This window comes from Rhodopseudomonas palustris, assembly GCF_003591005.1.
In the GTDB taxonomy this organism is placed as follows: Bacteria; Pseudomonadota; Alphaproteobacteria; order Rhizobiales; family Xanthobacteraceae; genus Rhodopseudomonas; species Rhodopseudomonas palustris_K.
Window position 1 is genome coordinate 333,903 of the sequence record NZ_QYYD01000001.1, and the last position, 12,354, is coordinate 346,256.

Annotated in this window: 11 protein-coding genes; 5 read left to right on the forward strand and 6 right to left on the reverse strand. The window is 64.1% G+C overall.

What is annotated here, in order from left to right:
- Positions 1-25 precede the first annotated feature (25 nt).
- The 4 genes from D4Q52_RS01580 to lptF all read right to left on the reverse strand — a co-directional run bounded on the left by D4Q52_RS01580 (position 26) and on the right by lptF (position 5,814).
- A complete protein-coding gene (locus D4Q52_RS01580; RefSeq protein WP_119854762.1) occupies positions 26-982 on the reverse strand; it encodes a peptidylprolyl isomerase in 957 nt (318 codons plus the stop codon).
- Between the two features lie 65 nt (positions 983-1,047).
- Positions 1,048-3,546, reverse strand: coding sequence for an LPS-assembly protein LptD (locus tag D4Q52_RS01585; RefSeq protein ID WP_119854861.1), 2,499 nt, complete (start codon positions 3,544-3,546; stop codon positions 1,048-1,050).
- A gap of 5 nt (positions 3,547-3,551) precedes the next feature.
- A complete protein-coding gene (gene lptG / locus D4Q52_RS01590; RefSeq protein WP_119854860.1) occupies positions 3,552-4,637 on the reverse strand; it encodes an LPS export ABC transporter permease LptG in 1,086 nt (361 codons plus the stop codon).
- 10 nt (positions 4,638-4,647) lie between these two features.
- Positions 4,648-5,814, reverse strand: coding sequence for an LPS export ABC transporter permease LptF (gene lptF, locus D4Q52_RS01595; protein WP_119854763.1), 1,167 nt, complete (start codon positions 5,812-5,814; stop codon positions 4,648-4,650).
- A gap of 418 nt (positions 5,815-6,232) precedes the next feature.
- Between lptF and D4Q52_RS01600 the strand changes: the two genes are divergently transcribed.
- From D4Q52_RS01600 to D4Q52_RS01615, 4 genes are all read left to right on the forward strand, one after another.
- Positions 6,233-7,735, forward strand: a complete 1,503-nt coding sequence (locus D4Q52_RS01600; protein WP_119854764.1) for a leucyl aminopeptidase — start codon at positions 6,233-6,235, stop codon at positions 7,733-7,735.
- Between the two features lie 10 nt (positions 7,736-7,745).
- Positions 7,746-8,198, forward strand: a complete 453-nt coding sequence (locus D4Q52_RS01605) for a DNA polymerase III subunit chi (protein WP_119854765.1) — start codon at positions 7,746-7,748, stop codon at positions 8,196-8,198.
- A 121-nt stretch (positions 8,199-8,319) separates the two neighbouring features.
- Complete coding sequence (locus D4Q52_RS01610; protein WP_119854862.1) at positions 8,320-8,826, forward strand: hypothetical protein; 507 nt, start codon at positions 8,320-8,322, stop codon at positions 8,824-8,826.
- 381 nt (positions 8,827-9,207) lie between these two features.
- On the forward strand, positions 9,208-9,672 hold the full coding sequence (locus D4Q52_RS01615; protein ID WP_119854766.1) for a metallophosphoesterase family protein: 465 nt from the start codon (positions 9,208-9,210) through the stop codon (positions 9,670-9,672).
- 62 nt (positions 9,673-9,734) lie between these two features.
- On the opposite strand, the gene D4Q52_RS01620 is transcribed toward D4Q52_RS01615, so the two are convergent.
- Positions 9,735-10,424: a class I SAM-dependent methyltransferase gene (locus tag D4Q52_RS01620; RefSeq protein WP_210210119.1), complete on the reverse strand. Its 690-nt coding sequence runs from the start codon at positions 10,422-10,424 to the stop codon at positions 9,735-9,737.
- Positions 10,425-10,656: 232 nt separating this feature from the next.
- Here D4Q52_RS01620 and D4Q52_RS01625 point away from each other — a divergent pair, with 232 nt between their 5' ends.
- Positions 10,657-11,001, forward strand: coding sequence for a 5-carboxymethyl-2-hydroxymuconate Delta-isomerase (locus tag D4Q52_RS01625; RefSeq protein WP_119854768.1), 345 nt, complete (start codon positions 10,657-10,659; stop codon positions 10,999-11,001).
- Positions 11,002-11,118: 117 nt separating this feature from the next.
- Here D4Q52_RS01625 and D4Q52_RS26670 read toward each other — a convergent pair whose 3' ends face one another.
- Complete coding sequence (locus tag D4Q52_RS26670) at positions 11,119-12,198, reverse strand: hypothetical protein (protein ID WP_234831024.1); 1,080 nt, start codon at positions 12,196-12,198, stop codon at positions 11,119-11,121.
- Positions 12,199-12,354: the final 156 nt, after the last annotated feature.

A 12,354-nucleotide genomic window follows, 5' to 3' on the forward strand; every position in this document is an offset into this window, starting at 1 on the left:
CGCCGCCGTGCAGCCGGCGCATCCGTCAGCGGCTGGAGCGCCCGGCTTCGGTTCCGCGATATTCGATCATCGCGGCATTGCGCACTTCGCGCAAATAGTCCTTCGACTTCGCCTGGAATTTATCCGCGAACATCTTTTCGCGGATCTCGCGCTTCTTCGGCGTGTCGGCGGTGGTCGGCTTGCGTCCGCACAGCGCCACCATCTCGATGCCCTGACGCGTCGCTTCCGGTGCCGTCAATTGCCCGACCGGAGTCTTGTCCAGAATTTCGCGAAGCGCCGGCGGCAGGTCCGCCGAGGTCTTCACCACCGTGCTGCGGATCGCCGTGTTCGGCAGAGCCTTGAAGATCCGATCGGCATCGGCGCAGCTTTGGACGCGGCCGCGCAGCGACTCGGCTTCCTTGCGCCGGGCTTCCATCGCTCCGCTATCCGAACTGCGGGACACGATCAGGACGATCGGCCGCATTTGATATTCGAAGCTGTCCGGAGTTCCCTTGTCGTCGCTGCCGCCGGCGGCCAGTTTGGCCTGGATGTCCTTTTCGCCGACCAGCAGGCTGTCCTTGAAACGGCCGCGGATCAGGCTGGTCCAGACCATATCGGCCTTGATCTTCGACTTCAGGGTCTCCGGCCGAATACCTTGAGCCGAAAGCATTTTGGTGAGTTGATCGGCCGACATACGCATCCGCGACCCCATCGTCGCGAATGACGAATCGATGTCGGAATCGCTCGGGGACACGCCGTACTTCTTGCCCTCGCGCACCTTGACCTTTTCGTCGATCAGTTCGTCGAGCACCTGCTGCCGCGACCGCGACTGGTGCGACAGCCTGTCCAGCTTCATGCGCTGTTCGATATCGAAGGTGGTGATCGGCTCCCCATTGACCATCACCGCGACGCTCTGCGCGCGCGCAGCGCCGGGCTGACCGCAGGTGAGGGCTGCGCAGAGCAGCGCGGCACCCAAAACTCGATAGAAGATTACTTTCGTCATGGGGTGCGCGGGCCTCCCAGCCGATTTGCGTTGGTTCGGGGACGGGCGGTCAGTATAGCCCGATGTTATTGGCCGAGCAGGCCGTTCGAGGTCCCCGACACGCTCTGCTGCATCGCGCTCATGCCGATGGTCCGAAGACCGATCTGCAGCATCACCGAGTGGTTGAGCGTCGGCGTGGTTCCGTAGTTCGTGTAGGCGTACCCGGTCACATAGTTCAGCGCGAGGACGAAGCAGTCGTCCACGTAGCCGGCCCCGACGATATACTGGTTGATGCGGTTGGCCTCAAGGTCCCAACGCGCACCGCCCGACACGACCCAGTTCTGCGCCAGTTTGACCGAGCCGGTGGTCAGAATGCCCTGACGACGCGTCAGGAAGCCGAGATCCGGCTGCGCCGCGTAGCTGCCGTAGATGGTGCTGATCGACCAGCGATTAAACGACGCAGACGCCTCGGCTTCGAACCGATTGACCGCGCCGGTGGCTTCGTCGATCCGCGCCCGCGTGGTGAATTTGTAGGTCGAGTTCGGCGAATACGACACCCGTGCCACATAGTCGGAACGGCTGTTGGCAAGGCCGGAGTCGAGGCCCGTATTGGTGATGTCCCTCACCGCATACGAGTTCATGCCGAACAGCTGATAGGACTGGCCGAACAGCACGTTGATGGCACCGCCGCGGTCGAACTGGGTGGTGGCCTGGATGCCGACATTGGCGCGGCCGCCGCCTTCGACGCGGTCGTAGCCCGAGAACTTATCGACGCTGAACAGATTGCTGGTGTCGAACACCATGCTCTGCGCGTCTTCGTTCGGCAGCTTGCCCGCATAGGTTTCGTTCGGGCGGATGATGACCTGCGCGATCGGCTCGATCGTCGTGGTGCCCCACGGCTGCACGTTGATGAACGGGTAGCGATATTCCAGGCCGACCGTCGGCATCACCCGGAAGGCTTGAGTATCGCCGGTCGGCAAGAAGTTGGATACGCCCGGCTGGTTCGAGATCGACGAATCGATCGCGTCGGCGCGCAGCGAGGCGAACGGGGTCCAGATCTGGCCCCAGCGGTCGGTGAACGACCGGCGCCATTGTCCTTCGACCGTGGCACGCGTGTAGGTGCCGGGAATGCCGCGCAGCAGGCAGCTTGACGGCATCCGCGCGGCCGGATCGGCCGAGGTGTTCAGGCACAGGCCGGTCGTGTTGGCAATCGTGGTGATCGGATCGAACTGTGCGGTTTGCCGGCTCAGGCTGGTGAAGTTGGTCTTGTAGCTGAACTCGCCGCCCAAGACGTTTTCGGCGAGCGTCTTGTTGTAGTCCAGCACCGGGTGGATGACCGGGATCTGGCCCTGGATATCCGCCGCTGCCCAGCCGAGGTAGTGGATCGCGCGCAGGTCGAAATAGGAGCGGTTGCCAACGCCGGTCAGGTAGATCTGCGACGTCGCTTCGGTGGTCTGATTCAGGAACGTGCCCCAGCTGTCGCGATACTGCGACAGCCGATAGTCCAGGAAGAATGCGCGGTCGGACAGCAGCACGCCTTCCCAGCCGAACACCCATTTATCGTTGAGCGCGAACTCGCCCTTGGTGTCGACGCCGCCACGAAAATCGCGATCGCCGGGCTGGCCCGCAAAGGTCGAAGGATCGGCCTGATTGATGCCGTAGGCGCGGATCTGATAGGCGCCGTTCAGCAATTGCTGACGGAATTCGCCCTGCATCAACACACCCTGCTTGGTGGTGATGCGCGGCGTCAGCGTCACGTCGTAGTCCGGGGCCAGCGCCCAATAGAACGGCACTTCGAAGCCCATGCCGAACGTGGTGTTGGTCGTGTAGAACGGCATCAGGAAGCCGGTCTTGCGCTTCACCGTCGGGTCGGGCGTCGAGAAGAACGGCAGATAGGCCAGCGGAACGCCGAAGAATTCGAGCTGAGCGTTCTCGAAGTACAGCATCTTGTCGGTCTGGTCGTGGATGATCCGCGCGCCTTTGACCTGCCACAGCGGCGGCTTCTTCGGATCGTCCTTACACGGCGCACAGGCGGTGTAGACGCCGTTCTGGAAGACGTTGTAGTCGCCGCCGGTCCGATCGGCGCGCGACGCGGCGATCCGTGTGTCCTCGGCGGTATCCACTCGCAGCGAATCGACGAAACCATCGCGGTAATCGTCGCTCAGATCGAGCATGTTGGCATAGGTGATCTTGCCGGTGGCGTCCGTCATGCGGACGTTGCCTTCGGCGCGCAGACGCTTGGTGTTCTGATCGTAGATCAGCCGGTCGGCCTCAACGGTGGTGCCGTTGTAGAACATCTGGACGTTGCCGACAGCGGCGACACGCTTGTTGTTGTAGTCGTAATTGACCTCGGTCGCCTGAACCAGCATCTGCCCGTTGTTCGCCGGCTGCGGCGGGCGGGCACGAGGCGGGCGCGGATTGTAGGTGTAGCCTTGCGCGTCGGCAGCCGTCGTCGACGCCAGCTCGACCGCGCCGGCCAGTGCCAGAACGGTGAGGGGAATCGCACAGCTCGCCAACAGCGAACGCTTGCGGCGCACCGAGGCAGTCCGCAGCACAGATGGCTCATTGTGGAGGGCGGCAAACAAGGCCACTACCCGTCCTCCTGGTACAGCAAGGCTAGAAATCCAGCGAGGCCGCCCACGCACACGGGCAACCACGCTGCAGCGAGCGGATGCATCAATTCAGCCTTGCTCAAATCCTCGGTCACTTTCGACAGGATATAGAGCAGAAAGCCTGCCCCCACGCCACTCAAAACCATCCTCTGCACGCCGCCGAAACGGAAGAATCGCAAGCTCACAGAAGCAGCTAGCATGACCATTGCGGCCAACAAAAACGGCTTTGCCAGAAGCTTATGGTACTGCAGCCGGTAGCCCGCTGTCGCAAACCCGGAGCTTTCCGAAGCTCTGATGTACGCCGGAAGTTGCCAAAATGACACACTTTCAGGCGTGGCAAAACTGTTGCGTACCTGTGCCAGGGTGAGAGCGGTCGGTAGCCGGAAGGTGTCTTGCACAACCGGGGCTGCGTCCATCGTATAACGTCGTACGTCTTTCAACAGCCAATAGCCGGGCTCGAGGACGGCCTCGCGAGCTTCGATTCGCTCCTTGAACTGGAAGTCGGGCTCGAATCTGAACACGCTGATTCCGGTCAGCACCGCACCCTGCTGCTGGCTGCGGGCGGCGTTGATGATCGACTGGCCTTCCGGACTGACCTGATTCATCCAGAAGCCGCTGGCGTCCTGCAAGCTGCCGGACCCCTGGCCGAACATCTCGGCTTCCATCTGCTTGGACCGCTCCTGCATGTAGGCGGACATCGGGTTGAACACGATGCTGGCGAACACGCCGAGCGCGACGGCACTCCACAGCGCCGGCGAGATGAACTGCCAGGCCGACAGCCCGGCGGCCCGAGCAATGACCAACTCGAGTCGCCGCGACAGCGCCAGATAACAGGTCATGGCGCCGATCAGGATGCAGAACGGCATCAGCCGTTCGAGCAGTTGCGGCACCCGGTAGAACGAGGCCTGCGCGACCGTCAGCGCCGACACCGCGAGACCTCCCGCACGGCGTAGCAGGTCGATGTAGTCGACGAACACCAGCAGCACGAACAAGCCGAAGAATACGCCGAGCGCCGACATGACAAAACGGGCGGCCAAATAGCGTCCGAGCGTGTTCAACACCATCACGCGCACCTCAGGCCGGCATCGGCCGCCGGATCAGCCGGCGGAAAGATGTGTTGAGGGCGTTGATCGCGTCGACAAGCTGCGATGGCGGCTCGATCACTACATTCCGGTGGATCAGCCAGACGCTGATGGCGATCGCCGCGGCGAGCAGCAGATACTGCAGTCCCGCAACGTAAGGCGTCTGGTTGGCAATCACCGACAACGCGAAACCGATCAGCCGGATCACGAACGCGCAAAGGACCGCGCCGACCATCGAGAAGTTCCGGCTCTGCCGCGTGGTACGGGCGAGGCCGAGAAACGCGAAGGTGACCGCCGCGAAGAAGAACGGATAGATCGGTGCCAGCAGGCGGTCGTGCATCTCGGATCGGAATTGCGTCGGCAATTGCTTGAGCAGCGGATCGTTCGGGTCCGGCCAGATCAGCTCCCATAGATAGTGCTCGCGAATCCCGTAGGCGACATCGCGGGCGCGCGAGAACTTCGACATGTCGAACGCATAGCGGCTGAACGCCACCAGGGCCGGCTCCTGCTGGTTGCCCTGGAAGCGTTCGAGATGACCGTCATCGAGCACCAGGAACGAGCCGTCTTTGTTCTTCACCACCGTCCCGTGGTCGGCGATGATGCTGATGCGGTCGTTGGGATCGCGGCGGTCGTCGATGAAAACGCCGACCAACAGACCGCCGGGCTGGCGCTCGCGCACCCGGATGGTCAGGTTTTGCTCGAGCTGCGCGAACCGTCCCGGCTGCAGCACGTTGGCGAGCACATCGGCGGTGATCTCGCTGTCCCAGCGCGCGATTCGGCGCAGCCCATCGGGGGCGATGTAGGCGCCGATCAGAATGACGATAGCCGACACCACCATGGTGGCATACACAAAGGGGCGGAACAGCCGCAGCGGCGACAGGCCGGCTGCATTCATCACGATGATCTCGGAATCAGTGGCGAGGCGGTTCAGCGTATGCGCGACCGCAATCATCAATGCCACCGGCGCGATGACCAGAATCAGCACCGGAACCGCAAGACCTGTCAGGCCCAGAAACGTCAGGATGGTCTGGCCCTGACTGGTCATCAAGTCGATGCCGCGCAAGGCCTGCGTAATCCAGATCACGCCGGTGAGACTGGCCATCACCACCGCAAACGACGTCAGAGTCGTGCGGAAAATATAGCTATCGATGGAGCCCATCGGCCGGCGAAATCCCCGTGTGCCCGTCGACCGGCGCCAAGGACCCGAACGGATCCTCCCCATGGCAGCCGACCGGTCGGGCCGTCCCACGTTCGCATTACCATCTATCTGATCTGTCAACAAAATGGCTGACGGACGGCGGCATCTGGACATGGTTAATGTTGTTTAACTGTACCCCCGCGGCCACGATTTGGGGGGCCAAGGAGGTAAATTTCGATCCAAAGCTCCACTAAGGAGGGTGGCTGACGTCGTGTTGGCGCGTTGCGGTCGGCGGTCGATTCGGCGCGTTCGCGCCCGCGGACACGACGGGCTGATGCAGATGTCGGCTTGACTTGACGGCGCCGCGCTCCAAAACAACCGGTAGCATTTGTTTCTCGCCGGCTCCCGGCAACCCGCTCGCCCACCTGGAGGAATGCCCATGTCCGACGCCGTCAAGGTCGGCTTCGTCCCGTTTTCTGCTGCCGCCCGCGGTACGCTGGTCGTGTTTTGCGACGAGGCGTTGAAGTTCGGAGCCGCTGCAAGCAAGGCGCTCGGCGAAGCGGCCGGCACCGTGAAGCGTGCTGCGGCGGCAAGCCGGTTCAAGGGCAAAGCGGGTTCGGCGCTGGACTTGCTGGCCCCCGAGGGACTGAAGCTCGGCCGGCTGATCGTGATCGGCGCCGGCAAGGCGACGGATCTCAAGGATTTCGACGTGCTCAAGCTCGGCGGCGCGGTCGCCGGCAAGATCGGCGCGGCCGACAGCGCTGTGACGGTGATCGGTGATCTGCCTGGCGGCGCGATGAATGCGGAGCAGGCGGCGTCGGTCGCCTCCGGCATTCTGCTCCGCGCCTACAAATTCGATCGTTACAAGACCAAGAAGAAGGACGACGAGCAGGAGCCGGTGAACATCGCGGTATCGCTCGCGGTCGCCGATGTCGCCGCGGCCAAGAAGGCGTTCGCCTCGGCCGGCGCCGTGGTCGACGGCGTCGTGCTCGCCCGCGAGCTCGTCAATGAGCCGCCGAACGTGCTGTATCCGGACGAATTCGCCAAGCGCGCGGCGCAGCTCAAGAAGCTCGGCGTCGAAGTGCAGATCCTCGACGTGCCGGCGATGACCCGTCTGAAGATGGGGGCGCTGCTCGGCGTGTCGCAGGGCTCCGAGCACGACGGCCGCACCGTGATCATGCGCTGGAACGGCGGCAAAAAGGGTGAGCAGCCGATCGCTTTCGTGGGCAAGGGCGTGTGCTTCGACACCGGCGGCATCTCGATCAAGCCAGCGGCCAGCATGGAAGACATGAAGGGCGACATGGGCGGCGCGGCCTGCGTCGTCGGCCTGATGCACGCGCTGGCGGCGCGCAAGGCCAAGGTCAACGTGGTCGGCGCGATCGGCCTCGTCGAGAACATGCCGGACGGCAACGCGCAGCGGCCGGGCGACATCGTCACCTCGATGTCGGGACAGACCATCGAGATCATCAATACCGACGCCGAAGGCAGGCTCGTTCTGGCCGACGTGCTGTGGTACGTGGCGCAGAAGCACAAGCCGAAATTCATGGTCGATCTCGCGACGCTGACCGGCGCCATCATGGTGGCGCTCGGCACCGACCACGCCGGGCTGTTCTCCAACAACGACGAACTGGCGCAGCGGCTGACCGAGGTCGGCCTGTCGACCGGCGAGAAGGTGTGGCGGATGCCGCTGGGGCCGGAATACGACAAGCAGATCGATTCTCAGTTCGCCGACATGAAGAACACCGGCTCGCGCAACGGCGGCTCGATCACCGCGGCGCAATTCCTGCAGCGTTTCGTCGACGGCACGCCGTGGGCCCATCTCGATATCGCCGGCACCGCGATGGGCGCCCCAAAGACCGACATCAACCGCAGCTGGGGTTCGGGCTACGGCGTGCGATTGCTGAACGCGCTCGTGGCGGAGTACTACGAAGCCAAGAAGTAGTTCGGATGCGATGACGGAAGTGCTGTTCTATCATCTGCAGGGACGGACCATCGAGCAGGTGCTGCCGCCGTTGCTCGAAAAATCGCTGGCGCGCGGCTGGCGCGTCGTCGTGCAGGCCGGGTCCGAAGAGCGCGCCGACGCCCTCGACGGCCACCTGTGGACCTATCGCGATGATTCGTTTTTGCCGCACGCGACCTGGCGAGTGGCCGATGCGGCGCAGCAGCCGATCCTACTGACCGCAGAGGACAGTAACCCGAACGCCGCGTCGGTGCGGTTTCTGCTCGACAATGCGGCGTTGCCGGTCGATGCGGAAAGCTACGAACGCATGGTGCTGCTGTTCGATGGCGACGATGACGACGCCGTGGCGATGGCGCGCGAGGCGTGGAAGCAGTGCAAGGCGAGGGGCTTCGAGGCGACCTACTGGCAGGCCGACGCCGACGGCCGCTGGCAGCGGCGGCAATAGCCGGCGGTCGGCATTAACGATAGTGTGAAGCTCGGAGATGCAACCGCCACGGCGGTCACGGTCGTGCCGTAAATCGATGTTTGGACAGATGCTTATGCCGCGGGATGGGACACAATCGATCGTGCAAGACAAGCTTAACTGCCGACCAGCGTTGCTCGCGCTGGTGCTGGCCGCGCCGCTGCTCGCCGGCTGTTCGAACGCGTCGGATTACTTCTCGCGTGACGCTGAATGGTTTTCGCGACCGGGTCGGGTGTTCATCAAGAATATCTCGATTGAAACTCCGCCACTGACGCCGGACAAGCCGGTGACGCCGGAGGACATGATCAGCGCTGACGGCGCCTGTCCCGGCATGGTGCCGCCCGGAACCGATCCAGCCGCGGCCGGCGATGCCACACCGCGCGGCGGCACGGTGGCGCTCGGTCACACTGAATGCGACGTTGCCCGTGGCCTTGGTACGCCGGACAATGTCGGCCTGTCCACCAATCCGCGCGGTGACCGCGTCGCGGTGCTGACCTATTCGAAGGGCCCGCGCGCCGGCATTTATACCTTCACGGCCGGTCGCCTGACCGACATCGAACGTGCGCCGCAGACCGCCGCCCAGCCTAAGGCGCCTCGGCGCAGGCACTGAGCCGATCCAGCATTCCGGGGCGTGCGCAGTTCACGGCCTCGGGATCAGCAAGTGGCCGCTCCGAAAACGCTTCGCGTACCAACTTCGAGCGTTTGGATCGCGATCTGCGCGTCTCACGACATGTGGGGCGCCGATCCTTTATTCCGCGTAGGTGTCCGAGGTACTGAACCAAAACGCGTCCGATCAATTGATATCCTGAGAGGTGGAGCATGCTCACCAGCAAGCGATCGACGCGGTTAGTTGGAATGGCTCAGGCATTGCGTTGGCTGCGCACTGGTGCGCCGGGCGGCAAGACGCCGGCGCAAGGCCGGCCGCAGAGCGAGCGCAAGCTGCGCGCCAACGCTGCCCCGCGGGCCCGGACGCGACAGGCCTGACGTCCGGATGGTCCTGGTCGGCGTGATCTCGGACACGCACGGGCTGCTGCGGCCCGAGGCACTGTCCCGCTTGACCGGCGTCGACGCCATCATCCACGCCGGCGACATCGGCGATGTCGCCATCATCGACGCCCTGCGCGCACTTGCGCCGGTGACGGCGATCCGCGGCAATATCGACCGCGGCGCCTGGGCGCGTGTCTTTCCGGAGACCGAACGGCTGCAGGTCGCCGGCCGGACGCTGTACGTGCTGCACGACCTCAAGACCCTGTCGATTGATCCGGCGCCAGCCGGAATCGACGTGGTCATCAGCGGCCACTCTCATGTGCCGAAGGTCGAGACGCATGGCGGCGTGCTGATGCTCAATCCTGGAAGCGCAGGCCCGCGCCGCTTCAAGCTGCCGATTACTCTGGCGACGCTACGGATCGGGGACGGGCCAATTCGCGCGGAGATCCATGATTTGATGAACGGGTGAGGGCGGGGCGAACTCGAACTCATCCCCACCCCGGCAATGGGTTTGCACCAGGCCTGGAGCCCTCATTCGAGCGTCGGCAGCGGGCTCTTCATTCCGATCAGGATCTGATTGCATTCGTCGCGGATGCCGTAGTCCATGTTTTCAAATGTCTGCATGATGAACCACAACCCCGACGCGCGCGCGAGGAGTGCCGCGATGTCGTATCCCCAGTCAACAGTGACGAGAGCCCCGTCTCCGCTGACCGGATTGCCGTGATACTCAGCCGAGAGGATGAATTCGATCGCCCCGTCGCCGGTCAAGCGAGCTCTCCGCTGGCTGGGGTTGAATTTTCTGACAACGGGGACCGACATGATCGTCGCTCCGCCTGGTCGCAGCGTTCTGGCGATTTCGGCGATGGCTTTGAATGGATCGAAGATGTGCTCGAAGACGTCCTGAGTGACGACCAGGTCGAAGGATTCGTCGGCGAACGTTTGTCGCTCCAGGTTCTGGACGATGTATTTCTTGCAGGGCAGCCTGGTGCCATCGACGATCTCGCCGGGTGAAAGATTGGGATCGTACTGTGAGGCCGTGTAGTTTTTGCATTCCGCTGTCAGCCGTCGGCTGACGAGATCCCAGCCGGGCGAACTCTCGTGGACCGATAGTTCACGCCATTTCGGGCGGAAGCGGTTCAAGGCGAACCACAGCGCGCGCTGGCGAGGCCCCGACTGACATTCGCTGCACTGCAGGGATCGGTAGAAGTCGGGCTTCGACATTTGAAATGTCACCTGCCTCTCGCAGATAGGGCAAAATCCAGAGATCTGCGGTTGCATGACTGTCCCTTCCGCACCGATCAAGATCGAGGACCGCTGATATCACAGACGGCCGAATGCACAATCGCGGCGACCATAGTGCATTTCCCGGAGCGGTGCACCACCACTTGACCGTGGACGCGGCAGCGCCAAAGAACATCTCGGAGACGATTGTCAGCGAACCGCAGAGGGATCGATGCCGCATCTCGTGATTGACTATTCGGGCGATCATCTCGGCCGCGACCGCGTGGCCGCCGTGATGGAGCAACTCGCAATTGCTGCCGCGGCGACCGGCGTGATGAATGCGGCCGACATCAAGGTGCGGGCGCGCGGCTTCGACGACTATCTGGTCGCCGGCCGGCGCGACAGCTTCGTGCATCTTGCCGTGTACCTGCTGAGCGGCCGCACGCCGGAGCAGAAGGAGACGCTCAGCATCGCGCTCCGTCGGACGCTGGTCGAGCATTGCCCGGATATTACCAGCCTGAGCGTCGACATCCGCGACATGGATCCGGTGGCTTACAAGAAACGGCTGAAGGCGTGAGGCGCGCGTCGCGTCGGGGGCGGGGGGAGCGCAGCAAGCCGACGCGGCGCGCACGACGTGCCGCGATGGTCTTTGCTGCGCTCAGCCGGATGCTTAACTTCAACACCTCCGCTCGTCTCAGCGATCGATCATGCGGAAGCCGACGACGCCGTCATCGGCGTCGAACAGATAGTCGAACGCGTTGAGGGCGTGGACGCTGGTGTTGACGAAGGTCGGGCGGTTTTCGCCGCCGACCAGCACGATGCGCTCGGGTGCGGCGGGGTTGGCCGGGTCGCCGGCGGCAAAGCCGTAGCCCGGCGGATGCGCGGCCTCGCTCTCGCCGAAGCGGATCGACAGCCGCGCGCCGGGCGCGATGGTGCGGCCGCGCTCGCCCTCCGTGGTGCGATCGGCCATGCGGTCCGGCGGCAGGGTCAGATACATCACCGACACGCCGGTATCGATCAGCGCGGTGCCGCAGGCCGGGGCGGCGCCTTCCAGCGTGATGCAGGCCGGCAGCGGGCCCCAGTCGCGGCCGTCGGCGGCGCGCTGCAACTGCACGAAGTGATAGGTGCCGCGGGTGTTGGCGGCGGTCAGGCCGACATGGACGCCGGCGCGCGTCACCACATAGCCGCGCCGCAGCGCGCCGGGCGCGCCCATGCTGCCCATACCGGGCAGGTTGAGGAACGGGTTCTTGTCCGGCGTGCTCTGGCTCTGGTGATCGCCCTCGCGGGCGAAGCCGATCCCCAGCATGGCCACGTGGCGCGGCGCGTCGCTCGGCTCGCAGTTACGCGCGTTGGGCACGCAGTCGATCCGCTCCACCGCGAGCACGGCGATCGGCTTGGTGGTCACGCTCTGATCATTGGCGCCGCCGATGGTGACGCGGGTCTCGACCCAGCGGCCGCGCATGATCCGGCCGGAGCTCGAATAGGTCAGCGTGCCGGGGCCGATCTGGCGCAGGCCGTCGATGTTCGGAATGCTCGAGGCCGCGACCACGATGCCGGTCGAGCCGGTGTCCATCACCGCGCGCACCGGCTCTCCGCCGAAACTCATCAGCAGCGTCGGCGGGGCGCCGCGCGGCTCGGCCTCGTTGTCGTTGAGATAGCGCAGATAGGTCCCGCCCTCGCGGGCCTCGTAGCGCGGCTGGGCGGCGCCGGGCTGGGCCAGGCAGGCCAGCGCCACGGCAATGCCGAAGCAGGAGATGGTTTTCGCGACGTCCACCAAAGTCGATCACTCCCTCGCTGAGATGCCCAGCTATCATTTGATAGTTGGGCCGTTGCGCGGGAGCTTACAAGTCAGAGTTTACGACATCCTCGGCGGCGCTCGAACAATTCGAACGAATTCGTCAAGCGCGCCTGGGTGGACAAGGCGCGGAAG